Source organism: Aeromonas sp. 84A, from assembly GCF_051919345.1.
GTDB classification, from domain to species: domain Bacteria; phylum Pseudomonadota; class Gammaproteobacteria; order Enterobacterales; family Aeromonadaceae; genus Aeromonas; species Aeromonas veronii.
On record NZ_JBQBEW010000001.1, the window covers coordinates 2201266 to 2225996 of the forward strand.

Sequence of the window (24731 nt, forward strand, 5' to 3'; positions counted from 1 at the left end):
ATTTGAACATGCAGATAGGCAAGGTAACCCGGTTCAAGCCTCGAGTTCGGCGGTAATATCGGGCACAAAGGTCTGGCTGGCCAGCGGCGGGCGCTCATACCCTTCGGTCTTGATGGGGGGGAGCTTGATAGGCTCGTAGTGGATCGCCTCGTAGGGCACCTTGCTCAGCAGATGGGCGATGCAGTTGAGCCGGGCACGGCGTTTGTCATCTGCCTCCACTACGAACCAGGGGCAATCCTCGGTGTCGGTGTAGGTGAACATGTCATCCTTGGCGCGGGAGTACTCCACCCAGCGCGAGCGGGACTGCAAATCCATCGGGCTGAACTTCCAGCGCTTGATGGGCGTATTTATCCGCTCCTTGAAGCGCTTCTCCTGCTCCTCATCGCTGACCGAGAACCAGTATTTGATCAAGGTGATGCCGGAGCGGATCAGCATCCGTTCAAACTCGGGGCAGGCGCGCAGAAATTCGCGATACTCGGCGTCGCTGCAAAATCCCATCACCCGCTCAACCCCAGCCCGGTTGTACCAGGAGCGGTCAAACAACACCATCTCACCAGCGGCGGGCAGGTGGGCCACATAACGCTGAAAGTACCACTGGGAGCGCTCCCGATCGGAGGGGGCGGGCAGCGCTGTGACCCGGCAGACCCGGGGGTTTAGCGGCTCGGTGATCGCCTTGATGACGCCCCCTTTACCGGCGGCGTCCCGTCCCTCGAACAGCACCACTACCTTCAGTCCCTCCTGCTTGACCCACTCCTGCAGCTTGACCAGCTCCTCCTGCAGATGGGCAAGGTGGTGCTCGTAGCACTTCTTGTCCAGACGTGGCCGCTTCTTGCTCTTCTCCTTCGCCATGGGCTTCTCCTTTTGGCATCCTTTCATGGGTGACTTCTTTGAGTCACTGCCAGCTTGCACCAGGGAGGCGTCACCTGCCAAGGGGGACGTGATACACTGCCCGCCCATCGCTGGCAACAGGAGATAACATGAAGCATTTTATGGAGATAGCGGGCCGCCGGATGGCCTATCTGGATGAAGGGCAAGGACCGGTACTGCTGTTTGGTCACAGTTATCTGTGGGACAGCGCCATGTGGGCGCCGCAAATCGAGGCGCTCAAGGGCAGCTATCGCTGCATCGTTCCCGAGCTGTGGGGCCACGGCGATTCCGACCTGCTCCCCGAAGGTGGCTGCACCCTGGCGACTCTGGCGCGGGATCACCTGGCGCTGCTCGATGCCCTCGGCATTGAGGAGTTCGTGTTGGTGGGCCTCTCCATCGGTGGCATGTGGGGTGTTGAGCTGGCGCGCATGGTGCCAAACCGCCTTAAGGGTCTGGTGCTGATGGATAGTTTTGTCGGCCTGGAACCGCAGATCACCTGCGAGCGCTACCTCGGCATGCTGGCGATGATCGAGCAGCTCGGCACCGTGCCGGCGCCCATCATCGAACAGGTGGCGCCGCTATTTTTTGCCAATCAGCCTGATGAGGCGCTGATGAGTGGTTTCAAGGCGCGTCTGGCCGCTTGGCCAAACGAGAAGATTGCCGCCATGGTGGCGGTGGGCCGCAGCTTTGTGACCCGCGAAGATCGTATCGAGTGGCTGGAGGAGATCACCACTCCCGCACTGGTGATGACCGGCTGCGAAGACAAGGCCCGTCCGGTGCTGGAGGGCTATCTGATGGCCGAGGTGCTGGGTTGCCCGTTCAGGGAGATCCCGATGGCTGGCCACATCTCGTCGCTGGAAAATCCGGCCTTCGTTAATCAGCAGCTGGCCGATTTTCTGGCGACGCTGTAAGCCTGAATTGGCAGCTTGAGCAGGCTGTACTACCAGCCTGATGGTCGTGAAAAAGGGAGCCGAGGGCTCCCTTTTGTTTGGTCGTGTCTCACGGTTCAAGACTCATAACCGTTACCAGATATAGCCCAGCGCAAAACCCGCATAGAGCTCGCCATCGTGCTGGATGATGGGGCTGTTTTTGATGTCCCGATCATACCATTCGTAGTTCATGGCAAACATGCCAATCCAGTTGGGGCTGAAGCGGTAGCTGGTGATGAGGGCCGCCATCGGGGATAGGGTGGTGCCGGTATCCCAAGCAGGCCGCTGGGCGGTTGCCTCGCTCTCGGAGATGCCGCCGAAGTAGTAGTTGGCCATCTTGTCGCTGCGCAGCATCAGCCCCATCCCCGGCATGATCAGCAGGTTGTCACGCAGGATGGGGAAGTCGGCCCACAGCAGCAGCTCCTGCCCCTTGCTGCGGCCGGTGACATCGCTGTTGGCCCGCACGGTCAGCAGGGCGTAGGGGGTGATGATGTTGCCACCGATCCCGCCTTCCAGCTGCCATTTTCGCTGCTCCATGCCAGTAAAGGCCGGAGAGTCCTCGGGATCCAGATTGCCAAAACGGACCCGGCCATAGCCGTAGAGGGCCACGTTATCATCCTTGTGGAAGTAGTAGCGGGCCCGATCTCCCAGAAACATGAACTGGTCGCCGAAGTAGATAAAGCCGGGGATGGCGTAGAGGCTGTTATCTTGTGCTTCATAGCGGGCTTGTCCCCCGATGAGCGCCGCACCGGCGACAAAGCCTTGTGGCACCGGACTGGTTGGGCTGTCGCTGGTGAGCAGATCCATGGCGCCAAGATCGATATCGGCGCGGACGGGCATGACGGCAGCGAGGAGCAGGGCCGTCAGCCCTGCCGCTCTGATTTGACGAAAAAAGGTCATGGACACTCCGTTGTCACGATTGCAGGGGAAGCAGGTTATTTTGCGGCACTGGGCATCTCTTCGCGTTTTGGCCAGGCATTGATCACCGCCTTGACCAGGGTGGCGAGGGGAATGGCGAAGAAGACTCCCCAGAATCCCCACAAGCCGCCGAAGACCAGCACGGCGATGATGATGGCCACCGGATGGAGGTTGACCGCTTCCGAGAAGAGCACCGGCACCAGCAGGTTGCCATCGAGGGCCTGAATGACCAGATAGGCCACCATCAGCCAGGCGAACTCGGGAGTGAGCCCCCACTGGAACAGGGCGACCATGGCTACCGGCACGGTCACCACGGCGGCGCCGATATAGGGGATCAGCACCGAGAAGCCGACCGCGACAGCCAGCAGCACCGAGTAGCGCAGTCCCATCAGGGCGAAGGGAACATAGGTGGCGATGCCGACGATAAGGATCTCGATCACCTTGCCGCGGATGTAGTTGATGATCTGGTTGTTCATCTCGACCCACACCCGGTTGACCAGGGTGCGGTTGCGCGGCAGGAAGCGGCGCAGGCTGCCCATCAGTACCCGCTTGTCTTTGAGCATAAAGAAGACCATCAGCGGCACCAGAATGAGGTAGATCATGATGGCAACCACGTTGACCAGCGAACTGAGGGAGGCGCTTACCAGATGCTCGCCGCCACTGAGGATGCGCTGGCGAATATTGTCGATGACGGTCTCCACCAGACTGACGTCGATGAGCTCGGGGTATTTGTCCGGCAGGGTGCGCACATAATCCTGAGCGTGGGTCAGCATGGCCGGCGCCTCTTTGGCCAGATTGATCCCCTGACTGACCAGCGTCGGGATAAGACCCAGCAAGGAGGCGACTGCTACCGCAATAAAGAGGATCAGAATGACGCTGGTGGCCAGGGTGCGCGACAGCCCCGCTTTTTGCAGCCGGGCGACCGGCCACTCCAGCAGATAGGCCATTACCAGCGCCACCAGCAGGGGGGCCAGCAGATCGCCAAACAGCCAGATGATGGTGAAGCAGAACACCAGCAACAGGAAAAGGGTAACGGCATCGGGATCGGAAAAACGGGTCTGATACCAGCGCTTCAATACTTCTAACATGACTGCATCCTTACATCACTGGGGCTCAAGATGGCTGTTTCGCCCCGACAACCAACTGCAAAGAGAGGGTATTGTCCGGTTGTTGCTGCATCTCGACATGGTGGCCCTGACGGTGCAGATAGGCCGGAATATCCTGCCGGGAGCCCGCATCGGCCAGCCGGATGGTGACGGTTTGACCGCTTTTGGCCCCCCTTAACCAGAGCTTGAGCCGGATCAGCGGCTCGGGGCAACGCCAGGGGGTCAGGTCGAGAATTTCCATGGGGGCTCCATCAGGCAGGTGGCCGCTATTATGGCCGTGATAAGAGCGTGAAACAACGCTTGTAGCCCTTGATGGGCAAGGGTATTCTGCCGAGGCCCTTTCTGATGGAGATAGAGATAACGTGGCACGTTTTTCCCCCCTGATGGCATCGCTTCCCCTGCTGGCTTCCCTGATGGGCGCCACGTTTCATGCCGAGGCCAACAATCAGCTTCCCGACATCGGCACGGCCGGGGTTGCTGCCCTGCCCATCGAGCAGGAAGTGCGTTACGGCAACGCTTTTATGCGCTTTGCCCGTGCGGGTCTGCCGATCATCGATGATCCAGTGCTGAGCCAATACATTGACGATCTGGGTCAGCGACTGCTGACCAACGCCGATGGGGTGCGTTTCCCGTTTACCTTCTTCCTCATCAATGATCCCAGCATCAACGCGGCCGCCTTCCTCGGCGGGCGAGTCAAGGTGCACACCGGCCTCTTCCTCTACGCCGACAGCGAGAGCGAGCTGGCCTCGGTACTGGCCCACGAAATCACCCACGTGACCCAGCGCCATATCGCCCGTTATATGGAAGCGCAGGCGAGCAGCTCGGCGGTGACCCTGGCCGGTCTGGTGGGCTCCATCGCGCTGGCGGTGATCAACCCGACTGCCGGTATCGCTGCGTTGCAGACTACGCTGGGCCTCTCCATGCAGTCGGCCATCAACTACACCCGCGACAACGAATACGAAGCGGATCGCATCGGCATGAAGACGCTCTATGATGCCGGTTTCGATCCCATGGGGATGGCCAACTTCTTCCAGAAACTGGCTGCCGAATATCGTTACGCCAGCAAGCCGCCGGAGATGCTGCTCACTCACCCGCTGCCGGAGACCCGGATCAGCGAGGCCCGCGCTCGGGCGGGCAGCTATGGTCGCCGCGACTTGCCGCCCAGTCTCGACTTCTGGCTGGCCAAGGTGCGGATTCAGGTGCGTTTTGGTACCGATACCCCGCAGGGGCTGCTGAGCTACTTCGATAGCCGGATCCAGAAGGGGGATTACCCGCTCAAGGATGCCGCCATCTATGGCAAGGCGCTGGCGCTGATCCAGCTCAAGCGCACCGACGAGGCTGATACTCTGATGCAGGAGCTGGCGGCCCGTCATCCGGAAGATCTCTTTATCGTCGATGCCCAGACCGACATCGATCTGGCCAAGGGGCGCAGTGCCCAGGCCATCGCGCGCCTCGAGAAGTTCCGCAGCCGGATGCCGGATAACGAAGTGGTGGTGGTCAACCTCGGCAACGCCTACCTCGAGAGCGGCAACTACAAGAAGTCCATCGCCATCCTCGACCCCTATGCCCGTGCCCATGAGGAGAACAATCTGGCCTGGAACCTGCTGGCCGATGCCTATCGCAAGGCGGGTAGAATGACCGAGCTGCATATGGCGCGGGCCGAGATGCTCGCACTGCGCGGGGATTATCAGGCGGCCATCGACGAGCTGATCGTGGCACGCGGTACCACCAGCGATCGGATGACCCTGGCTCGTCTGGAGGCGCGCATCACCGAGCTGGAGCGGGCCAAGAAGGATCTCGACAGCCTCAAGGGCTAACGAAACCTATCAAACAAGGGCGCACTATGGTGCGCCCTTGTTGTTTATGGCGGTGGCGTTGATGTGGGGGACGGTGATAGCAGCGATGGGCTAGTGACTCATGCTGCTGGTGGTCGCCTTGAGCATCTCGATCTGCTGCTGGTCGAGCTCGCCGACCAGCGTCTGCTTCAGCTTGCCCTCGCTATCGAGCAGATAGCTGGTGGGCAGGCCGCTTGGACGAGGGAAGGGGAGCCTGGCATCTTCATTGGCAATAAGGAGCGGCACCTTGATGTGATACTGCGCAGCCAGCTTGTCCAGCTCTGCTGGCGTGGTCGGGTCGTAGTTGATGGCCACCACTGTGATCTGGCATTCTGCCGCCAGCCCGTTGAGGCGCGGCATCTCCCGCAGGCAGGGAGCGCACCAGGGGGCGAAGTAGTTGACCAGCAGCGGCTTGCCGGCAAAGTGGCGCAGGCTGACCGACTGCCCTGTTGCATCGGTAAATTCGGGGGCGGGTGTGCAGGCGCCCAGCAGGCCCGCCACAATCAGCCAACAAATTCGTTTCAATTCCTTTCCACTGCCGCTTACCCTGACCATCACTTTCCCCTACAATAGCGCCGTTTCTAGTCCCATCTTGCGATTAATCAGGGAGTTACCATGAGCGAGACCCAAATCTACCACAATCCGCGCTGCTCCAAGAGTCGCGAAACCCTGGCCCTGCTGGAACAGCACGGGATCGCCCCTGATGTGGTGCTCTATCTGGAGCAGGCCCCGAGCGAAGATGAGATCCGCAACCTGCTCTCTCTGCTTGGTTTTAACGATCCCCGCCAGCTGATGCGCACCAAGGAGGATCTCTACAAGGAGCTGGGATTGGCCGATGTCAGCGGTGATGGCCTCATCCGCGCCATGCACCAGCATCCCAAGCTGATCGAGCGCCCCATCGTCATCAAGAATGGTCAGGCCCGTATTGGTCGCCCGCCGGAGCAGGTGCTGGAGATCCTCAAGTGAGCACCCGCTTCGCACGTTGGCTGACTCTGGTCGGCTTCTTCGGCCTGCTGGGCTGGGTCATCCTCTGGCATCTGTGGCTGTCGCCCCATCCGGACCTCAACCCTTGGCTGCTGCCGGTGATCTGGACGGTGCCGCTGATCTTCCCTCTCAAGGGGATAGTGCAGGGCAACCCCTACACCCACGCCTGGGGCAACTTCGTGTTGATGCCCTATTTCCTCCACGCCCTCACCCTGATCACCACGGATGAGGGGGAGCGGTGGCTGGCGGTGGTGGAGCTGGTCTTCACCACTCTCGCTTTTGTCGGCACCATCTATTACGCCCGACTGCGTGGTCGGGAGCTGGGCTTAAGCATTCGCAAAAAGAAAGACGAAGCCAACTGATGACAAATGCCCCGCAAGGGGCGTTTTTTATGGGAACGCAGCTCTATCCAGAGGGATCAGTGTGCCCTTGGGCTGCCAGATATTGGGCCAGCTGCTGCTGGCTAAAGTCCATCAGCTGGGGATAGAAGCGCAGAAATCCCGCCTCGCATGTTTGCCACTGCGACTCATCGAGGGTCAACAGCGCCTCTCCCAGTTGTACCGGGCGGCGCAGTCGGCGACCTATGCCATTTAGCGCTTGCCCCAGCCCCTCCCTGTGGCGGTAGGAGGCGATCCAGTTCTGCTCGGCCATCCGCTTGAGGGGGAGTGGCAGTCCATCCGGCAGGCGTGGGTGATCCGCCAATAGCTGGTCATAACTGCGTTGCAGGAAGCGGGGCAGTGGCTCGGTATTGAACAGCTCCCAGTGCTGACTCAGCCAGTGGTCGTAGATCATATCCACCACTATGCCGCCAAAGCGGCGCCAGGGGGCCTCGAAACAGGCGACGGCCGCCTTGTGCTCGGGGTGGCCGTCGGTGAAGGCGTCAATTTTGCGGTGCAGCCAGATCCCCTCATCGAAGTGGGCGGCAAGCCCCGTGGGCAGCGTGCCTTTGACGAAATCGCCGAGCAGATTGCCGGTGAGGGAGCTTCGGGTGTGGGCAGCCAGATGGAGATGGGCCAGAAAATTCATCGGTCGCTGTGGGTCTGTTATGGGATGGCAAGGTGCTTCGAGCCTAACGGATCCCGCCCGCCTTGACCATGATCGGGATTTTGCTACTGCCCGGCGGCTGCCTCTTGCCGAGCAAATTTGGGGCGTGTTAAGGTGATTGCCATCTTTGTCACAGGACGCGACAAACCACCATGATGCGCAAAGCCAGAGGCTTTTTTCTGGCCTTCTACTTCAAGCCTTTCTATCTCTCCGAGTGGTTCGACGAATAGATCGAACCCCTGGAGCAGTTCACTGACGCCCGCTCGGGCGTGATCTCACTCATCCAGATTTTGCCGCTTTTGGTCATCGCATGCATTCGCCTGCGGTGCCTTGTCCGCGCCTGTGCGCTTCTTATGTAATGGAGTACTCAAGATGAAGATCAGACTGACCCTCTCAGCCCTGTTTGTTGCCAGCTTGCTGGCCACCCCCGCCATGGCCAAGGAGTGGAAAACCGTGCGCTTCGGGGTGGAGGGGGCCTACCCGCCCTTCTCCTGGACCGATGCGTCGGGCGAGATCAAGGGGTTTGATATTGATCTCGCCAACGCCCTGTGTCAGCAGATGGCGGTCAAGTGCGAGTTGGTGGCGCAAGATTGGGACGGCATGATCCCGGCCCTGCTGTCGCGCAAATACGACGCCATCATCGCCGCCATGTCGATCACCGACGAGCGGCGCCAGAAGGTCGATTTCACCGAGAAATATGCCCATATTCCCAATCGCTTTGTGGCGGCCAAGGGGACCGAGCTGACGCTGACCCCGGAAGGCATGGCGGGCAAGCGCATCGGGGTGCAGCGTGCCACCACCCACGACAAGTACCTGACCGACAATTTTGGCTCGAATGTCACCATAGTCCGCTACGGCAATGCCGATGAGGCCTATCTCGATCTGAAAGCGGGTCGGGTGCTGGCCCTGCTGGCAGATGCCTCTGCCATTGAGCAGGGACTGCTTGGCAAAGAGGGGGGCGACAAGTTCGACTATGTGGGGCCCGCCCTGACCGATCGCCAGTGGTTTGGTGATGGTATGGGGATCGCCGTGCGCAAGAGCGATAAGGAGCTCAAGGGCAAGCTGGACGAGGCGATCAAGGCCCTGCGTGCCAACGGCACCTATCAGCAGATCAACCAGAAGTACTTCAAGTACGATATATATGGTGGTTGACGGGGGGAGGGAGCTTGCTCCCTCTCTTTTCATTGGGCAAGCGACAATCGTGCAAGGAGGATCGCCATGTTGACCCTGATCGAGGGAGCCGAGATCTTCAGCCCCTCCCACCTTGGCCAGCAGGATCTGCTGGTGGCTGATGGTCGTATCGCCTGGATGGGCAAGGGGTTGACGGTGCCCACAAACTGGCCGCTGCATCGGGTCGATGGTCGTGGCCGCTATCTGGTACCCGGGCTGGTGGATCCGCTGGCCCATATCACCGGCGGCGGCGGGGAGGGGGGCTTTGCTTTTCGCACCCCGGAACTGGCTGCGGGCGAGGCGCTCAAGGCAGGTGTCACTACCCTGGTGGCGGCGCTTGGCACCGACAGCCTGACCCGCACTCCCGCGCAGGTGCTCGGCAAGGTGCGCGAGTTTCGCGCCGCCGGGGTGAGCGCCTTTATGTATACCGGCTCCTACCATCTGCCGGTCAAGACCCTGACCGGCACGGTGGAGTCGGACATCATCCTGATCCCCGAGGTATTGGGGGTGGGGGAGGTGGCCATCAGCGACCACAGATCCAGTGCGCCGACCCACGATGAGCTGGCCAGGCTTGCCAGCGAGGCGCGGGTGGCCGGGCTGCTTGCGGGCAAGAGCGGGGTCAGCTTCTTCCATGTCGGGGATGGCAAGGGGGCATTGGCGCCCCTGCGGGCCCTGCGCGATGAGACTGACATTCCGCTGCGCCAGCTCTATCCCACCCACTGCAACCGCAACCCCTGGCTCTTTGCCGAGGCCATCGAGTGGGGCAAGGCGGGAGGTTGGGTCGACCTCACCACCTCGAGCTTTCCCGATCTGCTGGAAGATGGCGAGCGGCTTGCCGCCGATGCACTCCTCGAGCTGCTGGCCGCCAACGTGTCTGCCGAGCGCATCACCTTCAGCTCGGATGCCAACGCCAGCCTGCCGCGCTTTGATGGCGAAGGGCGGCTAATCGAGATGCGCTGCGGCCAGATTGCCAGCCTGTGGCAGCAGTGCGCGCGCGCGACCCGGCTCGGTGTCTCGCTGGAGAGGGCATTGGCCGTGGTGACGAGCAATCCGGCGCAGGCGCTGGGGCTTGGCAGCAAAGGGCGTATCGGGGTCGGGCAGGATGCGGATCTGCTGCTGGTGCACGACCGGACGTTTGCTATCGAACGGGTGATGAGTGGCGGCTTGTGGCGCGAATAAGGCTGCGGGCAATATCGCAGCCAGTGCGAGAGCGTGGTTGTTCCAAACAGCAAAAGCCCGACAACAAGGTCGGGCTTTTTGATCTGCAATGTGGGAATAAGGCTTAGATAGCCAGAAACCCGAGGATCAGGATGGGGCCGAGCAGGCTCAGGATAAAGCCGGAGACAATGGCCACCGGCACCACCTGAATGCCCCCTGATTTCTGGATGACCGGCAGGGTGAAGTCCAGCGCCGTGGCGCCGCCGTAACCGATGGCCGCCGAGGGGTGGCGTCGCATCAGGACCGGGATGATCAGAATGGCGATAAGCTCACGCCCAAGATCGTTGATAAAGGCAGCAGAACCGAGCACCGGCCCCAGTTTGTCGGCCACCAGAATGCCGGAGAGCGAATACCAGCCGAAGCTCGAGCTCATCGCCAGACCATGGGTAAAGGGCATGCCCAGCAACTGGGCCGCCAGCAGGCTGCCCAGCCAGCTGCTGAGGATGACGGTGGCGGCTATCTTCATCCCCCAGGGGTTGAGCAGGATCTGGCGCAGCCGCATGCCGGAGTTGCGCATCTGCACCCCGATGAGAAACAGCAGCAGCATCAGGGCCCACTCGCTCCACTTGTCGATGGGCAGTGCGCGCAGATCCACCAGTAGACCCAGCAGCACACCGCCGAGCACCACAAAGCAGAGCTGCAGGGATTCCCACAACAGGTGCAACTTGCCCGGCATCTTGGCATCGCTCGCCTCGTGGGTCGGCGGCGTGCGCTTGTCGAGCCACCAGAGGGCCAGCAGGTTGCAGACCGTGATCGCGGTCAGCATCACCCCGGCGACCTTGAAGATCACCGCCAGATTGCTGCCCAGGTTCTCCACATAGGCAAGCCCGAGCCCCATCAGAAACAAAATGAGGTAGACCATCTTGCCCAGACTCTGGTTGACCAGCTTGATCAGCCGGGCAGAGGAGAGGGGAACCAGATAGCCGATTGCCAGTGGCAACAGGATCAGCAACACATTGAGCAGCATCGAGGCCTCGATCACAAAAACTGATAAAAACACCACCTTATCATTACTTATTGGCTCTGTGTCACATATCTCTCGCTTTCATGGCCAAAAACAGCCCTTTTGGGGGCGGATTGTTACTTTTTTGCCACAACCTCTCTGTCCAATAAGGTTCTGTGCGAGCCCGAGTGCACCAATGAAATCAAGTCGATCCGATCGGGGGGCCGATATTTCGCTCGGCGAGGGGATGCATAAAGCCATTTTGGTGCCGGTTTGGCACACATCACGCTTTTCTCTTGCCACTGATATGATTGGGGTATAAAAAGGCGTTATCGGAATAGCCATTGAAACGGCTGTTTATGCAAACAAAGTGCTGAAAAATACGCAAAGATCGAATAAAAATAGAGCGAATCCCCTGAAGACCCTCGTTCTGTATTGTTTTTTCACTATCCGGGTGATATTTTCGCTGAAGGTTGCCATCGGTTAACTTTTTGTTAAATGGACGATGGTTGAGTCACGCCCCCTGCGGCGTCTAGGGACAGACAAGGTTGTAATGGATGAGCGACGTTGCCGCACTGGAAGTACGTGATCTGCACAAATATTTTGGCACCCACGAAGTGCTCAAGGGCATCGACATGACCGCCCACAAGGGGGATGTGATCTCCCTTATCGGCTCCTCCGGCTCGGGGAAGTCGACCTTTCTTCGCTGTATCAATCTGCTCGAAACCCCCTCATCCGGCACCGTCTCGCTCCATGGCGAGTTGATCCGGATGAAAACCAGCCGCGCCGGCGAGCGGTTGCCCGAGGATATGCGTCAGGTGGAGCGGATCCGCAGCCGGCTGGCCATGGTGTTTCAAAGTTTCAATCTCTGGTCACACATGACCATCATGCAGAACATCATCGAAGTGCCGATCCAGGTGCTCAAGGTGCCTCGCGCCGAAGCACTGGCCAAGGCAGAGCAACTGCTCAACCGGGTTGGACTCTGGGAGCGGCGTGACTACTATCCCGGCCACCTCTCCGGTGGTCAGCAGCAGCGGGCCGCTATTGCCCGTGCGCTGGCGGTAGAGCCCGAGGTGATGCTGTTCGATGAACCCACCTCGGCGCTGGATCCCGAGCTGGTGGGGGAGGTGCTCGGCCTGATGCGCGAGCTGGCCGAAGAGGGGCGCACCATGCTGGTGGTGACCCACGAGATGTCGTTTGCCCGGGATGTATCTAACAAGGTGATGTTTTTGCATCAGGGGCGGGTGGAAGAGGAGGGCAACCCCAAGGAGATTTTCGCCCATCCCAAATCCGAGCGGTTCAAGCAATTCATCTCCTCCATCTACTGATGGCGGGATGCCTGGTTACCCAATCAACTGTTTTATCAAGGAGAGATACATGAACAAGCTGATGCTGGCGACAGCCGTAGTTACTGCCCTCGCGTCCGGTAGCCTGATGGCCAAGGAGTGGAAAGAGGTCCGGATCGGGGTTGAGGGTGCCTATCCCCCCTTCTCCTGGACCGAGCCCAGTGGCGAGGTGAAAGGCTTTGATATCGACATCGCCAACGCCCTGTGCGAAGAGATGAAAGTGAAGTGCACCCTGGTCAAGCAGGACTGGGACGGCATCATTCCGGCGCTGCTGTCGCGCAAGTTTGACGCCATCATCGCCACCATGGACATCACAGAAGAGCGCAAGAAGAAAGTGGACTTCACCCAGAAGTACCAGCACATTCCGGCCCGCTTCGCCGCCAAGAAGGGCACTGACGTGCAGCTCGACAAAGCCTTTATGGAAGGTAAGTCCGTCGCGGTGCAGCGTGCAACCTCCATGGATACCTTTATTACCGACAACTTCCCCAATGCCACCATCAAGCGTTACGGCACCGCCGATGAAGCCTATCTCGATCTGAAATCCGGTCGTGTGGACTATGTGCTGGCCGACTCTGCCGCCATCACCGACGGTCTGCTGAAGAAAGAGGGCGGTGATGCCTTTGAATTCGTCGGCCCGAAACTGACCGATCCCAAGTGGTTTGGCGAAGGCGCCGGTATTGCGGTGCGCAAGGCTGACAAGGATCTGAAAGAGAAATTCAACGCCGCCATTCTGGCGCTGCGTGCCAACGGCAAGTACAAGGAAATCAACGACAAGTACTTCGAGTTCGACGTATACGGCGAGTAAGTCCAAAGACGTCTACGGCAAGTAACGACAGGTTGATCCCGTCAGTAGTCATCGGGCCCGTCACCTCCCTGAGGGAGTTTACGGGCCCGCATTGATTGCAATGGAGCTGCACATATTTCATTCGGACTGCTATGGAGCCTTCTGGTTAGCAGGTGCGTGAAGATTCAGTGGCGATGGAGTTGCATATGTTTGATTTGAAAGGATACGAAGCCTCGCTGCTGGAGGGCGCCTGGGTCACCCTGGAAGTGGCGCTGGCCTCCCTGCTGCTGGCGTTGCTGCTGGGGATGCTGGGGGCGCTGGCCAAACTCTCTCCCTACAAGTGGGCCCGGGCCATCGCCACCGGCTACACCACCATTATTCGCGGCATCCCCGATCTGGTGCTGATGATGCTGCTCTTCTTTGGCGGCCAGGTGCTGATCAACGGCATTTGCACCTGGGTCAACGAGACTTACAACAGCTGGTTACTGGAGAGCAATCCCAATCAGGAGTGGGTCTCCCTGCTCCCGGACTATATCGACATCAGCCCCTTTGTGGCCGGTGTCGCGACCATCGGTTTTATCTTCGGCGCCTACATGACCGAGACCTTTCGCGGCGCCATTCTTGCGGTGGACAAAGGTGAGCTGGAGGCCGCACGAGCTTTTGGCATGCGGGCAACCCAGGTGTTTGTGCGGATCCTCTTCCCCCAGATGATGCGCCACGCTCTGCCCGGGTTTGGCAACAACTGGCTGGTGCTGCTGAAAACCACCGCGCTGGTCTCCATCATCGGCCTTGATGACATGGTGCGCAAAGCCTCGCTGGCGGCGGGCTCAACCCAGCAACCCTTCACCTTCTACATGGCGGTGGCGCTGATCTTCCTGATCTTCACCGCAGTCTCCACCTCGGCGCTCAAGTGGGCCGAGCGTCACTATGCCATCAAGACGAGGTAAGCCATGTCGTACTCAATGCAGTCATCCGTTTACTGTGAGCGTCGCGGTGCCAGTGCCGAGCGTCACTACATCACGATGAAGACGAGGTAAGCCATGGATTTCTCAATCATTCTCAAAGAGTGGCCCACCTATTGGGAGGGGCTCTATACCACCGTCTGGCTGGTGGCCCTCTCTCTGATCCTTGGGTTGATGCTGGCGGTGCCCATGGGCATCCTGCGCAATAGCCGCAACTGGCTGATCAAGGGGCCGATCTGGGCCTATATCTACTTCTTTCGCGGCACCCCGCTGCTGGTGCAGCTCTTTATCATCTACTACGGCGCCGCCCAGTGGGAGTGGCTGAAGAACAGTGCCGCCTGGTCGCTCTTCTCCGAAGCCTGGTTCTGCGCTCTGCTGGCTTTCACCCTCAATACCGCCGCCTATACTGCCGAGATCGTGCGCGGGGCGGTGCACAATATGCCGCGCGGCCAGATTGAGGCAGCCAACGCCTTTGGCATGACCCGCTGGCAGACCCTGACCCGGATCATTTTGCCCAACTCGTTTCGTCGGGCACTGCCGGCTTACAGCAACGAGGTGATCTTCATGCTGCAGGGCTCGGCGGTGGCGGGCATCATCACCATCGTCGATCTGACCGGCGCGGCGCGGATCATCAATTCTCGCTACTACAGTCCGTTCGAGGCCTTTTTGACCGCAGGGCTGCTCTATATGCTGCTCACCTTTGTCATCGTCTGGCTGTTCAAGAAGTGGGAAGCGCGCTGGCACGCCCACCTGCGCCCGCGCAATGTGTAAGGGTTGACCTGCCAAGATGAGCGAAAATGGCTCCGCCTGTTGCAGGCGGGGCCATTTTTTATTTTCATCCTCTGCCCGCCCGGTTTGCCAAATGGCGGCCGAGCAGGGAGAATGCAGCACTCCCGAGCGCCGCCAGCTGTTGGCTGCATGCCTAATCCCCCAGTTCCCGAGTCCCGAGGTTTTATGTACCGGATATTGTTTGAGCATCCCGCTTTCCTGGTTATCGACAAGCAGCCCGGCATCGGCATGCATGACGAGAAGGGCGACGGGGAGGCGGTCAATCCGGGGCTGGTCAATCGCGTGAAGGCCGATACCGGGCTCACCCTCTATCCGGTGCACCGGCTCGACAAGATGACCTCCGGGCTGGTGCTGCTTGCCCGCACCCCAGAGGCGAACCGTGAGCTGAGCATGGCTTTTGCGGCCCGTGAGGTGAGCAAGCAGTATCTGGCGCTCTCCGATCGCAAACCGAAGAAGAAGCAGGGTTGGGTGAAGGGGGATATGCAAAAGGGGCGCGGCGGCAGCTGGATGCTGGCGCGCACGCTGGAAAACCCCGCCATCAGCTGGTTCGATTCGGTGTCGGTGCGCGAGGGGCTGCGGCTCTATCGCATCAAGCCCCAGACCGGCAAAACCCACCAGATCCGGGTTGCCCTCAAAAGTATCGGCGCCCCCATTCTCGGGGATGAGCGCTATGGCGGTACATCAGCCGATCGCGGTTATCTGCATGCCTGGCGACTGAGTTTCACGCTGGCGGGCGCGCCGTTCGATTTTGTCTGCCCGCCCGATGTGGGGAGTGAATTTGTCACCCCCGAGCTCATGGCCGCCATCGCGACCCTTGCGCCCTGATGGATATGCGCCCAGCGCCTGACTCAATGATCCATTCATCGATAGACCGTGAGCCAGAAGGGCGCGCGCCGCGCTGGATCCTGGCCGACTTTGACGACACCCTGGCCCCCGGCGACAGCCACGCCGGTCTGCTGTGCTATATCCTGCGCCGCCGGATCTGGTCGCTGCTGCTGTTGCCAGTGATTGTGCTGGGTGGCTTGGTCTATCTTCTTCCCAGCCAGCGGCGGCGCGGTATCTCCCTTATCTGGTGGGCCATCTCGTTGGGGCTTTCTCCTTTGGGCTGGCGCAAGCTGGTGCGCGCCTATTGCCGCACCAGGCCGGGGCTGTATCGTCAGGCTCGCGAATTGCTGCAAAGCGAGGGGGCGCGCTGCTGGGTGATCTCCGCCAGCCCCTGCGCGCTGGTGCGAGCCCAGCTCTATCAGCAACTGCCCGGCCAGTTGCCCCACCGGATCATTGGCTCGCAGATGCACTACCGTTTTGGCGGCCTGATGCCGCGCTTCTATTGCCACGGCCAGTACAAGCTGCTGCCGGAGATCTGCGCCCTCGATGCCGAATTGGCCTTGAGTGACAGCCTGCACGATTTGCCGCTGCTGGGGTTGGGGAAAGAGGCGTGGTTGATCAATCCGACACCTACGCGACTGCAAAAAGCCCGGGCCTGCTTGCCCCATCTGATGATCAAAAACTGGCAACTGTAATGCAAAGCTGACAGCCATGCGGGTCGTCACACTTTGATCCGCAGGGCTGCGGCTTGAATGTCACAATCCATTTACATCTTTTGCTGCCAGCTACGAAAAACTATCTGCAACCTGCCTCTTCTCTTCCTGCTACGCCCTGCCTCTAATGAAACAAGTTGTTAACACTTGCTGCACCGCTGCGTGCCGCAATCCGTTTTAACCGAATCAAGAGCAAGGAGCGCCCGATGAATGCCACCTCTTCCGCCACCCATACCATCAATCCGTTAGGCACAGATGGCTTCGAGTTCGTCGAGTACACGGCCCCCGATGCCAAGGGGATTGCCGCCCTCAAGAGCCTGTTTGTGTCGCTCGGGTTTGCCGAGGTCGCCAAGCACAAACACAAGCAGTGCTGGCTCTACCGGCAGGGGGATATCAACTTCGTGGTCAATGCCGAGCCCCACTCCCAGGCGGAGCAGTTTGCCAGCCTGCACGGGCCGAGCGTTTGCGGCATGGCATTTCGGGTGAGCGATGCGGGCAAAGCCCAGCAGTACGCCATCGCCAAGGGGGCCAAGCCCTTTGTCGGCAAGATTGGCCCGATGGAGCTCAACATTCCCGCCATCTACGGTATCGGCGAGAGCACTCTCTCTTTCGTTGACCGCTATGGCGACAAGGGCTCCATCTACGATGTGGATTTTGTCTTCTACCCCGACTGGCAGGCCCGGATGGCGGAGGTGGATGCCGGTCTCATCGAGATCGATCACCTGACCCACAACGTCCATCGCGGCAATATGGATGTCTGGTCCAACTTCTACGAGCGGATCGGCAACTTCCGTGAAATTCGCTACTTCGATATCGAGGGCAAGCTGACCGGGCTGCATTCGCGCGCCATGACCGCCCCCTGCGGCAAGATCCGCATCCCCATCAACGAGTCGGCGGATGATAAGTCGCAGATCGAGGAGTACCTGCGCCAGTACAAGGGGGAGGGGATCCAGCATATCGCACTCTCCTCGGCCGATATCTACCACACCATCCGCACCCTGCGCAGCCGCGGCACCGGTTTTATGCCGACGCCGGATACCTACTACGAGAAGGTGAACAGCCGGGTCGAGGGGCATCAGGAGGATCTGGCAGCCCTCAAAGAGCTGCGCATCCTCATCGACGGCTCCCCCACCAAGGATGGCATCCTGCTGCAGATCTTCACCGATACCGTGATTGGCCCGGTCTTCTTCGAGATCATCCAGCGCAAGGGCAACGAAGGGTTTGGCGAGGGCAATTTCAAGGCGCTGTTTGAATCGATCGAGCTGGACCAGATCCGCCGCGGCGTGCTGGATGGCGGTGAGGATGAGAAGGGTGCCCGCAAAGAGGGAGCGAGCAATGCGTAACTGGATTAACTTTCCCCACCGGGAGGGAACCCACTCCCGACAGGCTCATGCCGACCTGCCGGAACAGGCCATCTATGAGCGCGAGCTGGGGCGTAGCGGCTTTTTTGGCCCCGCCACCCACATGCACCACAAGCATGCCCCTACCGACTGGAGCAGTTGGGAGGGGCCGCTGCGGCCACGGCTGTTTGACCTCAATGCCCTGCAGGAAGAGGTGAGCTCCCTCTCCCCCTGGGTGGCTCCCGACATTCTCAGCAACCCCCATTGCCGCTACCGGATATGGCGGCTCTCCGAGGCGATGCCGTTTCTGGTACGCAACGCCGACGGCGACGAGCTGCTCTTTATCCACGAGGGGAGCGGCGAGTTCTTCTGCGATTACGGCCATCTGACTCTGCGGGACGGCGACTATGTGGTGATCCCCCGTGGCACCATGTGGCGCATTGAGCCGACGGCGCCCCTGTTCATCCTGATGATCGAGGCGACCAACGACAGCTACCAGCTGCCGGACAAGGGGCTGGTGGGCAATCACGCCATCTTCGACCCGGCGGCGCTCGATGTGCCCGCCATCAACGAGCGCTTTTTGGCCCAGCAGGATGAGAATCCCTGGTCGCTGCAGGTGAAGCGCCACGATCAGGTGTCGGTCATCACCTGGCCGTTCAACCCGCTGGATGCGCAAGGTTGGCACGGGGATTTGTGCGTGGTGCGCCTCAACTGGCGGGATATCCGCCCGCTGATGAGCCATCGCTACCATCTGCCGCCGTCGGCTCATTCGACCTTTGTGGCGAGCCGCTTCGTGATCTGTACCTTCGTGCCGCGCCCCATCGAGAGCGATCCCGGCGCCCTCAAGGTGCCCTTCTATCACAGCAATGACGATTACGACGAGGTGCTCTTTTACCACGCCGGGGATTTCTTTAGCCGGGACAATATCGAGCGGGGCATGGTCACCTTCCATCCCGCCGGTTTCACCCACGGCCCCCATCCCAAGGCGTTTGCGGCAGGGCAGGCCTATGCCAAGAAGTTCACCGACGAGGTGGCGGTGATGCTCGATACCCGCGATGCGCTGAACGTCGGCAGTCTGTGCGAAGGGATCGAGAACACCCGGTATGTCTCCAGCTGGCAGCGCCCGGGCGCGGCTGCCGGCAAATAAGGAATCGCTTATGAAATTGGCAACATTGAATAATGGCAAGCGCGATGGCGCTTTGGTGGTGGTGAGCCGGGATCTGACCCGTGCGGTACGGGTGAGCGAGATTGCCCCCACCCTGCAGGCCGCTCTCGACGAGTGGGCCGAGGTTTCCCCCAGGCTCGAGGCTGTCTATCAGCAGCTTAACGAGGGCCGTGTGGCCGAGGCATTCCCCTTTGACGAAGCGTCTTGCCTCTCTCCGCTGCCGCGCGCCTATCAGTGGGCCGATGGCAGCGCCTACGTCAACCATGTGGAGCTGGTGCGCAAAGCGCGCGGCGCCGAGATGCCGGAAAGCTTCTGGCACGATCCGCTGATGTATCAGGGGGGCTCCGACAGCTTTTTGGCTCCCCGTGGGCCGATTGTGATGGGTTCGGAAGAGTGGGGGATCGATTTCGAGTCGGAAGTCGCCATCATCACCGACGACGTGCCGATGGGGGTGAGTGCGCAGGGGGCCGCCAGCCACGTCAAATTGCTGATGCTGGTCAACGATGTGAGCCTGCGCAATCTCATTCCGGGGGAGCTGGCCAAGGGATTTGGTTTCTTCCAGTCCAAACCGTCCAGCGCCTTCTCGCCGGTGGCCATCACCCCGGACGAGCTGGGGGATGACTGGCGCGATGGCAAGGTGCTGCTGCCCCTGCGCACCCATCTGAACGGTGCGCTGTTTGGTGCGCCAGAAGCCGGGGTGGACATGACCTTCAACTTCTTCGAGCTGATTGCCCATGCCGCCAAGACCCGTCCCCTTGGTGCGGGCTGCATCATCGGCTCCGGCACCGTCTCAAATTACGATCGCAGCGCCGGTTCATCCTGTATCGCCGAGCGCCGCATGCTGGAAATTCTTGATTGTGATCAAGCTATAACCCCCTATTTGCAGTTTGGTGATAGAGTGTCGATCGCGATGGAAGATCGCTCTGGCCAAAACCTGTTTGGCACCATCTCTCAACAGGTGGTGCCAGCGAGCGGTCAGGGAGGTTGATGACCAGCGCCGGTTGGCGGCAAGCATATTCGGGAGATGTCCGGATCACGACGAGCCCTCAACTGGTGCTGGATACACACGGAGGCAGGTGGCGAGCACCTGCCGGGCTTCAGGCCCAGATAAGATGCAGGGACAGATTATGTTGCAGTTGTTTGGCTATTGGCGTTCGTCGGCAAGTTTTCGGGTGCGGATCGTGTTGCAGCTCAAGGGGCTCGCCTACGAGCAGCATCCCATCAATTTGCGGCAAGGCGAGCAGAGCGAGAAGGCCTATCGCCGGATCAATCCGCAAGGGCTGGTGCCGTTTCTGGTGGATGGCGATGTGCAGATCGGTCAGTCGGTCGCCATCATGGAGTACCTTGACGAGACTTATCCCGCCTACTCACTGATGCCCTCTTCCCCCGACGCGCGGGCCCGGGTGCGCCAGATCGTCAACATGATCGCCTGCGATATCCACCCGCTCAACAATCTGCGGGTACTCAACTATCTGGAAGAGCACTTCAGGGCCAACAACGAGCAGGAGGCCCGCTGGTATCGCCATTGGATTGACGAGACCTTCACCGCCCTCGAACAGCTGTTGATGACCACCGCCGGTGTCTACTGCGTCGGCAACGAAGTGACCCTGGCTGACTGCATGCTGGTGCCTCAGGTCTACAATGCCCGCCGCTACGACATGACCCTGGACGATTACCCCACCATCCGCCGCATCGTCGCCAACTGCGAACAACTGCAAGCCTTTATCAAGGCGGCCCCCGCCAACCAGCCGGACGCGCAGTGACCTACTGACTTGAATCGCGGGATGGCGTCAACACGCCATTCATAAATATGGGCCCCACTGTGTGGGGCCCTTGTTCGTTAACGGCACTCCAGTTTGCTGGCGTGCCTCTTTCTGTTCAGAGGGGATCAGGCACCCTGCTCCGGGCGGGCGTCCGGGATCAGCGGATCGGCTTTGCGGCGGCGCAGCAGGCGTACCAGCGGGGGCAGGGTGATCACTGCAATCGCCAGTACCAGCAGGGTCTGGCTGATGCCGCTGCTCCACAGGATGGCGGTGTCGCCATTGCTGATGGAGAGGGCGCGGCGCAGGTTCTGCTCCAGCATTTCTCCCAGCACGAAGCCCAGAATGAGCGGTGACATGGGGAAGTGCATCTTGCGCAGCAGGTAGCCAAAGACCCCGAGGGCCACCATCAGCAACAGGTCGAAGGTGGTGCTGTGCACCATAGACTCCCACTGCCGAGACGCTGGCGATGGCGGGCACCAAAAACCAGAGCGGGATGGAGAGCATGCGGGTAAAGAGCCCCACCATGGGGATGTTCATCACCAGCAGCATGACGTTGGCCAGCAAGAGGGCGGCGATCAGTCCCCACACCACATCGGGCTGTTCGGTGAACATGGTGGGGCCGGGGGTGATGTTATAGAGGGTCAGCGCCCCCATCATCACTGCTGTGGTACCCGACCCCTGCACTCCCAGTGTCAGCATGGGGATAAAGGAGCCGCAGGCTGAGGCGTTGTTGGCCGCCTCCGGTGCGGCAACGCCGCGAATGTCCCCTTCGCCGAATTTGGCATTCGGCCCCGCCAGACGCTTCTCGGTCATGTAGGTGATGGCACTGGCGATGGTGGCACCGGCGCCGGGCAGAATGCCGACGAAGAAGCCGATGGTGGAGGAGCGCAACATGGTGCCGGTGCAATGGACCAGCTCCTTGAAGTTGAACAGCATCCGTCCGGTGGTGCGCACCAGCTTGCCGCCACCACTGGTGTGCTCCAGCATCAGCAGGATTTCGCTCACCGAGAAGAGGCCGATCACCACCACGATAAACTGCACCCCGTCCGAGAGGTGAACGCTGTCGAAGGTGAAGCGATAGACGCCGGTATTGGCATCCACCCCGACGGTGGCGAGCCCCAGCCCAATTAGCGCCGCCATAAAGGATTTGAGCGGGTTTTGGCTCATCATGCTGCCAAGGCAGGCGATGGCGAACACCATCAGGGCGAAATACTCCGCCGGGCCGAAGGCCAGTGACCAGCGCGCCAGCGCCGGGGCGAACAGTATGATGCCGCCGATGGCGAGCATGGAGCCGACAAAGGAGCTGACCGCCGAGATGGAGAGAGCTACTCCTGCTTTGCCCTGCTGGGCCATGGGGTAGCCATCCAGCGCGGTCATGATGGCGGCGGCATCCCCCGGCACGTTGAGCAGGATCGAGGAGATCCGCCCGCCATACTCACAACCTATGTAGACGGTGGCGAGCAGAATGAGCGCCGATTCGGGGGGCAGTTTCAGGGCAAAAGCCAGCGGCAACAGGATGGCGACCCCGTTGATGGGGCCAAGGCCCGGCAGCAGGCCGACCACGGTGCCGACAAAGCAGCCGATGAGGGCAATCACCAGATTCTCCGGGGTGAGTGCCACCGCAAAGCCCTGGGAGAGGTACATCCAGGTATCCATATTGACTCCTTAAGAGAACCAGACGCCGAGGGGCAGGGTGACATCCAGCAGCCGGTCGAAGGCGAGATAGAGCACCAGACCGCCGACGACGCCGGAGAGCAGGGCGGCTTTAGTAGAGGCGCCAAACAGGCGCCCCAGTACAAAGGTGAGCAGGGTGGTGGCCAGCGGAAAGCCCAGCCACTCGAAGCTGGCACCGTACCCGGCCAGCGCCACCACCATGATGGCAAGGTGGCGCAGGGTACGCAGTGGCGGCCAGCTGACGGTGTCCGGCTGGCGGCGCAGCAGCAACAGGGCGCAGAGCGCCATCAGGCCGATGATTCCGAGCGGGAAGGGGCGTGGCCCCAGCGGCTCATAGCTGTATTCGCTCTGGATCTGCCAGGCGATAGCGGCGCCTGCCAGACAGAGCAGCAGCCAGATAGCGGCGAAGATGCGATCGCTCATGGCTGCGGCTCCTATTTGGCCAGACCGAAGGCTTTGGCCTGCTCGCGATATTGCGCTACCTGCTCCTTGACGTAGCTGTCGAGGGCCTCGCCGGTGAGGTCAAACTCGAACAGGCCGCGCAGATCCCGCTGCGCCTTGAAGGTGTCGGTCTTCACCAGCTGATCGAAGGTCTGCTTCCACCACTGGTATTCGCTGTCGCTCACCTTGGGGCCGACATAGAAGCCGCGGATCACCGGCCACACCAGGTCATAACCCTGCTCCTTGGCGGTGGGGATGGTGGACAGCTTGCCGGGCAGCCGTTCGGCAGAGAACACCGCCAGCACCCGCAGTTTGTCGCCGCCGATATAGGGCACCATCTCGCTCAGATCGCCGGAGACCGCCTGCACATGGTTGCCCAGCAGCGCGGTGACCGGCTCGCCGCCCCCTTCAAAGGCGACGTAGCGCATCTTGTGCGGGTCAACCCCGGCCTGTTTGGCCAGCAGCGCCGTCTTCATCCAGTCCTGACTGCCGATGGAGGCACCCGCGCCGATCACCACGCTGTTGGGGTCGCGCTCCATGGCGCTCACCAGCTCCTTGAGGTTCTGATAGGGGGCATCGTGGCGCACCGCAATCATGCCGTAATCGGTGCCCACCGCCGCCAGCCAGCGCACATCGTCCACCCCGTAACGGCCAAATTTCCCCTGTGAGAGGTTGAGCAGGGAGCCACCGGAGAAGGCGACCACAGTCCCCGCCTCGGCGGGGCGCTGGGCCACGATGGCGTTGTAGGCCACGGCGCCGACCCCGCCCGGCATATAGGTGACCCGCATCGGCTTGTCGATGGTGCCGGTCTCCTGCAGGCTCACCTGCAGCAGCTTGCAGGTGAGATCGAACCCACCGCCCGGTTTGGCCGGTGCGATGCATTCGGTACGGCTCGGGGTCGTGGCACTTTCGGCCGCCTGCAGTGGCAGGGCGCCGAGCAGGGTCAGCAGGGCGAGGGCATGACGTGTGCGTTGCTTCATGGTTGTGTGCTCCATCTTGTCGTTGTTTTTCCTGGGTGTGACTCCGTCGATAGACGAAGTGATGCGAAATTGTTAAAACAACAACCTTTCATTCACCTTTCAATCACTGACCAAGAGCCGGGAGTGTGACCCTGATCGCACCTTCTCCCGCAATGGCAGTGACGAAGGGATGCAGTTGAAGCAGTGCGGCTGAATGCTGCGGTTAGGAACAAGGGGAGAGGGATGCGCTTGCTGTTGGCAGAAGATAATCACGAACTGGCCCACTGGCTGTCGCGGGCACTCACCAGCGCCGGTTTCGCGGTGGATTGGGTAGCTGACGGGGCTCAGGCTGATCACCTGCTGCGCCACGAACAGTACGCGCTGGCGGTGCTCGATATCGAGATGCCCAAGCTCGACGGGCTGGCGGTACTCGGCCGATTGCGTAGTCGGGGGCAGGGAGTGCCGGTGCTGCTGCTCACCGCCCGCGGCGCGGTGGAGGAGCGGATCTGCGGCCTCAATGCCGGAGCCGATGACTATCTGGCCAAGCCGTTCGATCTGGGGGAGCTGGATGCCCGGTTGCGAGCCCTGCTGCGGCGCAGCGAAAGCGGTGGTGCCGAGTTGCGGCTGGGGCGTCTGACCCTGCATCCCGACGGCTATTTTTTGCTGGCCGATGCCCGCCTTGCCCTGACTCCGCGTGAGCAGGCGCTGCTGACCGCGCTGATGTACCGCCACGGGCGGCCGGTCGCCAAAGGGCAGCTGTTCGAGCAGGTGTTCAACCTCGATGACGAGGTAGGGCTCGACAGCATCGATCTCTATATCCACCGGCTGCGCAAAAAGCTGGTGGGCAGCGGGGTGGTGATCACCACACTGCGCGGTCTCGGCTATCTGCTGGAAGCGGCGCCGGAGGCCTCCCATTAGTCGCTCCCTGCTCCATCAACTGCTGCTGTTTCTGGGGG

At 60.8% G+C, this 24731-nt stretch carries 27 protein-coding genes; 17 read left to right on the forward strand and 10 right to left on the reverse strand.

The window, feature by feature from the left end; all coding sequences use genetic code 11:
• Window positions 1-33 precede the first annotated feature (33 nt).
• Window positions 34-849 carry a polyphosphate kinase 2 gene (gene ppk2 / locus ACTG20_RS10115; RefSeq protein WP_005361444.1) on the reverse strand — a complete coding sequence of 272 codons (816 nt, stop codon included), beginning with the start codon at window positions 847-849 and terminating at the stop codon, window positions 34-36.
• Window positions 850-977: 128 nt separating this feature from the next.
• Here ppk2 and ACTG20_RS10120 point away from each other — a divergent pair, with 128 nt between their 5' ends.
• Complete coding sequence (locus ACTG20_RS10120; protein ID WP_194494536.1) at window positions 978-1778, forward strand: alpha/beta fold hydrolase; 801 nt, start codon at window positions 978-980, stop codon at window positions 1776-1778.
• A gap of 111 nt (window positions 1779-1889) precedes the next feature.
• Here the strand turns inward: ACTG20_RS10120 and ACTG20_RS10125 are convergent, their stop codons facing one another.
• The 3 genes from ACTG20_RS10125 to ACTG20_RS10135 are packed head-to-tail and all read right to left on the reverse strand — an operon-like array spanning window position 1890 to window position 4061.
• Entirely contained in the window at window positions 1890-2696 is an 807-nt protein-coding gene (locus ACTG20_RS10125) for a MipA/OmpV family protein (protein ID WP_194494537.1), read from the reverse strand.
• A 35-nt stretch (window positions 2697-2731) separates the two neighbouring features.
• Window positions 2732-3802, reverse strand: a complete 1071-nt coding sequence (locus ACTG20_RS10130) for an AI-2E family transporter (RefSeq protein ID WP_005352935.1) — start codon at window positions 3800-3802, stop codon at window positions 2732-2734.
• 25 nt (window positions 3803-3827) lie between these two features.
• Window positions 3828-4061, reverse strand: a complete 234-nt coding sequence (locus tag ACTG20_RS10135; protein WP_005361432.1) for a sulfurtransferase TusA family protein — start codon at window positions 4059-4061, stop codon at window positions 3828-3830.
• Between the two features lie 121 nt (window positions 4062-4182).
• Between ACTG20_RS10135 and ACTG20_RS10140 the strand changes: the two genes are divergently transcribed.
• The gene (locus ACTG20_RS10140; protein WP_005333848.1) at window positions 4183-5637 is read left to right on the forward strand and encodes a beta-barrel assembly-enhancing protease; all 1455 of its coding nucleotides are present in this window, start codon (window positions 4183-4185) and stop codon (window positions 5635-5637) included.
• Window positions 5638-5727: 90 nt separating this feature from the next.
• On the opposite strand, the gene ACTG20_RS10145 is transcribed toward ACTG20_RS10140, so the two are convergent.
• Window positions 5728-6210 carry a TlpA family protein disulfide reductase gene (locus tag ACTG20_RS10145; RefSeq protein WP_194494538.1) on the reverse strand — a complete coding sequence of 161 codons (483 nt, stop codon included), beginning with the start codon at window positions 6208-6210 and terminating at the stop codon, window positions 5728-5730.
• A gap of 60 nt (window positions 6211-6270) precedes the next feature.
• Between ACTG20_RS10145 and arsC the strand changes: the two genes are divergently transcribed.
• Together arsC and ACTG20_RS10155 are read left to right on the forward strand one after the other, a co-directional pair.
• Window positions 6271-6621 carry an arsenate reductase (glutaredoxin) gene (gene arsC / locus ACTG20_RS10150; RefSeq protein WP_167573058.1) on the forward strand — a complete coding sequence of 117 codons (351 nt, stop codon included), beginning with the start codon at window positions 6271-6273 and terminating at the stop codon, window positions 6619-6621.
• Window positions 6618-7001, forward strand: coding sequence for a DUF2069 domain-containing protein (locus ACTG20_RS10155; RefSeq protein WP_194494539.1), 384 nt, complete (start codon window positions 6618-6620; stop codon window positions 6999-7001). Before arsC ends, ACTG20_RS10155 begins: the two co-directional genes overlap by 4 nt.
• A 43-nt stretch (window positions 7002-7044) precedes the next feature.
• Here ACTG20_RS10155 and ACTG20_RS10160 read toward each other — a convergent pair whose 3' ends face one another.
• A complete protein-coding gene (locus ACTG20_RS10160; protein WP_194494540.1) occupies window positions 7045-7665 on the reverse strand; it encodes an ACP phosphodiesterase in 621 nt (206 codons plus the stop codon).
• Between the two features lie 390 nt (window positions 7666-8055).
• Here ACTG20_RS10160 and ACTG20_RS10165 point away from each other — a divergent pair, with 390 nt between their 5' ends.
• Together ACTG20_RS10165 and iadA are read left to right on the forward strand one after the other, a co-directional pair.
• Window positions 8056-8835 carry an ABC transporter substrate-binding protein gene (locus ACTG20_RS10165; protein ID WP_026034932.1) on the forward strand — a complete coding sequence of 260 codons (780 nt, stop codon included), beginning with the start codon at window positions 8056-8058 and terminating at the stop codon, window positions 8833-8835.
• Between the two features lie 66 nt (window positions 8836-8901).
• Window positions 8902-10032 (forward strand): beta-aspartyl-peptidase, encoded by a 1131-nt coding sequence (gene iadA / locus ACTG20_RS10170; RefSeq protein ID WP_194494541.1) that lies wholly within the window; start codon window positions 8902-8904, stop codon window positions 10030-10032.
• A 103-nt stretch (window positions 10033-10135) separates the two neighbouring features.
• On the opposite strand, the gene ACTG20_RS10175 is transcribed toward iadA, so the two are convergent.
• Window positions 10136-11038, reverse strand: coding sequence for a lysine exporter LysO family protein (locus ACTG20_RS10175; RefSeq protein WP_194494563.1), 903 nt, complete (start codon window positions 11036-11038; stop codon window positions 10136-10138).
• A gap of 533 nt (window positions 11039-11571) precedes the next feature.
• On the opposite strand from ACTG20_RS10175, the gene ACTG20_RS10180 reads away from it, so the two are divergent.
• The 10 genes from ACTG20_RS10180 (at window position 11572) to maiA (ending at window position 20701) form a co-directional block, all read left to right on the forward strand.
• Window positions 11572-12342 (forward strand): ABC transporter ATP-binding protein, encoded by a 771-nt coding sequence (locus ACTG20_RS10180; RefSeq protein WP_005337310.1) that lies wholly within the window; start codon window positions 11572-11574, stop codon window positions 12340-12342.
• A gap of 49 nt (window positions 12343-12391) precedes the next feature.
• Window positions 12392-13165 (forward strand): ABC transporter substrate-binding protein, encoded by a 774-nt coding sequence (locus ACTG20_RS10185; RefSeq protein WP_005337307.1) that lies wholly within the window; start codon window positions 12392-12394, stop codon window positions 13163-13165.
• A gap of 185 nt (window positions 13166-13350) precedes the next feature.
• The gene (locus tag ACTG20_RS10190; RefSeq protein ID WP_005352911.1) at window positions 13351-14091 is read left to right on the forward strand and encodes an ABC transporter permease; all 741 of its coding nucleotides are present in this window, start codon (window positions 13351-13353) and stop codon (window positions 14089-14091) included.
• Between the two features lie 93 nt (window positions 14092-14184).
• On the forward strand, window positions 14185-14877 hold the full coding sequence (locus ACTG20_RS10195; protein WP_005337302.1) for an ABC transporter permease: 693 nt from the start codon (window positions 14185-14187) through the stop codon (window positions 14875-14877).
• A 183-nt stretch (window positions 14878-15060) separates the two neighbouring features.
• Window positions 15061-15720: a TIGR01621 family pseudouridine synthase gene (locus tag ACTG20_RS10200; protein WP_194494542.1), complete on the forward strand. Its 660-nt coding sequence runs from the start codon at window positions 15061-15063 to the stop codon at window positions 15718-15720.
• 26 nt (window positions 15721-15746) lie between these two features.
• A complete protein-coding gene (locus ACTG20_RS10205) occupies window positions 15747-16415 on the forward strand; it encodes an HAD family hydrolase (protein WP_194494543.1) in 669 nt (222 codons plus the stop codon).
• A gap of 224 nt (window positions 16416-16639) precedes the next feature.
• The gene (gene hppD, locus ACTG20_RS10210; RefSeq protein WP_194494544.1) at window positions 16640-17776 is read left to right on the forward strand and encodes a 4-hydroxyphenylpyruvate dioxygenase; all 1137 of its coding nucleotides are present in this window, start codon (window positions 16640-16642) and stop codon (window positions 17774-17776) included.
• Window positions 17769-18920: a homogentisate 1,2-dioxygenase gene (locus ACTG20_RS10215; protein WP_194494545.1), complete on the forward strand. Its 1152-nt coding sequence runs from the start codon at window positions 17769-17771 to the stop codon at window positions 18918-18920. The genes hppD and ACTG20_RS10215 overlap by 8 nt, the downstream gene beginning before the upstream one ends.
• Before the next feature lie 10 nt (window positions 18921-18930).
• Complete coding sequence (locus ACTG20_RS10220; protein WP_194494546.1) at window positions 18931-19926, forward strand: fumarylacetoacetate hydrolase family protein; 996 nt, start codon at window positions 18931-18933, stop codon at window positions 19924-19926.
• A gap of 139 nt (window positions 19927-20065) precedes the next feature.
• Window positions 20066-20701: a maleylacetoacetate isomerase gene (maiA, locus tag ACTG20_RS10225; RefSeq protein WP_005361400.1), complete on the forward strand. Its 636-nt coding sequence runs from the start codon at window positions 20066-20068 to the stop codon at window positions 20699-20701.
• A 39-nt stretch (window positions 20702-20740) separates the two neighbouring features.
• On the opposite strand, the gene ACTG20_RS10230 is transcribed toward maiA, so the two are convergent.
• Genes ACTG20_RS10230 through ACTG20_RS10240 form a run of 3 tightly spaced genes read right to left on the reverse strand, consistent with a single transcriptional unit; the run spans window position 20741 to window position 23796 of the window.
• Window positions 20741-22357: a tripartite tricarboxylate transporter permease gene (locus tag ACTG20_RS10230; RefSeq protein ID WP_440008004.1), complete on the reverse strand. Its 1617-nt coding sequence runs from the start codon at window positions 22355-22357 to the stop codon at window positions 20741-20743.
• A 9-nt stretch (window positions 22358-22366) separates the two neighbouring features.
• A complete protein-coding gene (locus ACTG20_RS10235; RefSeq protein WP_005359714.1) occupies window positions 22367-22798 on the reverse strand; it encodes a tripartite tricarboxylate transporter TctB family protein in 432 nt (143 codons plus the stop codon).
• 11 nt (window positions 22799-22809) lie between these two features.
• The gene (locus tag ACTG20_RS10240; protein ID WP_158110668.1) at window positions 22810-23796 is read right to left on the reverse strand and encodes a Bug family tripartite tricarboxylate transporter substrate binding protein; all 987 of its coding nucleotides are present in this window, start codon (window positions 23794-23796) and stop codon (window positions 22810-22812) included.
• A gap of 222 nt (window positions 23797-24018) precedes the next feature.
• Between ACTG20_RS10240 and tctD the strand changes: the two genes are divergently transcribed.
• Window positions 24019-24693 carry a transcriptional regulator TctD gene (tctD, locus tag ACTG20_RS10245; RefSeq protein ID WP_108612209.1) on the forward strand — a complete coding sequence of 225 codons (675 nt, stop codon included), beginning with the start codon at window positions 24019-24021 and terminating at the stop codon, window positions 24691-24693.
• The last annotated feature ends 38 nt before the right edge of the window (window positions 24694-24731 follow it).

Bases quoted from the DNA above. Each gene is read 5' to 3' on its own strand.
- ACTG20_RS10135 (WP_005361432.1), bottom strand. From the start codon at position 4,061: ATGGAAATTCTCGACCTGACCCCCTGGCGTTGCCCCGAGCCGCTGATC.
- ACTG20_RS10215 (WP_194494545.1), top strand. From the start codon at position 17,769: ATGCGTAACTGGATTAACTTTCCCCACCGGGAGGGAACCCACTCCCGA.
- ACTG20_RS10145 (WP_194494538.1), bottom strand. From the start codon at position 6,210: ATGGTCAGGGTAAGCGGCAGTGGAAAGGAATTGAAACGAATTTGTTGG.
- ACTG20_RS10175 (WP_194494563.1), bottom strand. From the start codon at position 11,038: ATGCTGCTCAATGTGTTGCTGATCCTGTTGCCACTGGCAATCGGCTAT.
- tctD (WP_108612209.1), top strand. From the start codon at position 24,019: ATGCGCTTGCTGTTGGCAGAAGATAATCACGAACTGGCCCACTGGCTG.
- ppk2 (WP_005361444.1), bottom strand. From the start codon at position 849: ATGGCGAAGGAGAAGAGCAAGAAGCGGCCACGTCTGGACAAGAAGTGC.
- ACTG20_RS10185 (WP_005337307.1), top strand. From the start codon at position 12,392: ATGAACAAGCTGATGCTGGCGACAGCCGTAGTTACTGCCCTCGCGTCC.
- ACTG20_RS10130 (WP_005352935.1), bottom strand. From the start codon at position 3,802: ATGTTAGAAGTATTGAAGCGCTGGTATCAGACCCGTTTTTCCGATCCC.
- ACTG20_RS10230 (WP_440008004.1), bottom strand. From the start codon at position 22,357: ATGGATACCTGGATGTACCTCTCCCAGGGCTTTGCGGTGGCACTCACC.
- ACTG20_RS10120 (WP_194494536.1), top strand. From the start codon at position 978: ATGAAGCATTTTATGGAGATAGCGGGCCGCCGGATGGCCTATCTGGAT.
- ACTG20_RS10220 (WP_194494546.1), top strand. From the start codon at position 18,931: ATGAAATTGGCAACATTGAATAATGGCAAGCGCGATGGCGCTTTGGTG.
- ACTG20_RS10125 (WP_194494537.1), bottom strand. From the start codon at position 2,696: ATGACCTTTTTTCGTCAAATCAGAGCGGCAGGGCTGACGGCCCTGCTC.
- ACTG20_RS10240 (WP_158110668.1), bottom strand. From the start codon at position 23,796: ATGAAGCAACGCACACGTCATGCCCTCGCCCTGCTGACCCTGCTCGGC.
- ACTG20_RS10180 (WP_005337310.1), top strand. From the start codon at position 11,572: ATGAGCGACGTTGCCGCACTGGAAGTACGTGATCTGCACAAATATTTT.
- ACTG20_RS10200 (WP_194494542.1), top strand. From the start codon at position 15,061: ATGTACCGGATATTGTTTGAGCATCCCGCTTTCCTGGTTATCGACAAG.
- ACTG20_RS10235 (WP_005359714.1), bottom strand. From the start codon at position 22,798: ATGAGCGATCGCATCTTCGCCGCTATCTGGCTGCTGCTCTGTCTGGCA.
- maiA (WP_005361400.1), top strand. From the start codon at position 20,066: ATGTTGCAGTTGTTTGGCTATTGGCGTTCGTCGGCAAGTTTTCGGGTG.
- ACTG20_RS10205 (WP_194494543.1), top strand. From the start codon at position 15,747: ATGATCCATTCATCGATAGACCGTGAGCCAGAAGGGCGCGCGCCGCGC.
- ACTG20_RS10160 (WP_194494540.1), bottom strand. From the start codon at position 7,665: ATGAATTTTCTGGCCCATCTCCATCTGGCTGCCCACACCCGAAGCTCC.
- ACTG20_RS10165 (WP_026034932.1), top strand. From the start codon at position 8,056: ATGAAGATCAGACTGACCCTCTCAGCCCTGTTTGTTGCCAGCTTGCTG.
- ACTG20_RS10190 (WP_005352911.1), top strand. From the start codon at position 13,351: ATGTTTGATTTGAAAGGATACGAAGCCTCGCTGCTGGAGGGCGCCTGG.
- hppD (WP_194494544.1), top strand. From the start codon at position 16,640: ATGAATGCCACCTCTTCCGCCACCCATACCATCAATCCGTTAGGCACA.
- ACTG20_RS10195 (WP_005337302.1), top strand. From the start codon at position 14,185: ATGGATTTCTCAATCATTCTCAAAGAGTGGCCCACCTATTGGGAGGGG.
- iadA (WP_194494541.1), top strand. From the start codon at position 8,902: ATGTTGACCCTGATCGAGGGAGCCGAGATCTTCAGCCCCTCCCACCTT.
- arsC (WP_167573058.1), top strand. From the start codon at position 6,271: ATGAGCGAGACCCAAATCTACCACAATCCGCGCTGCTCCAAGAGTCGC.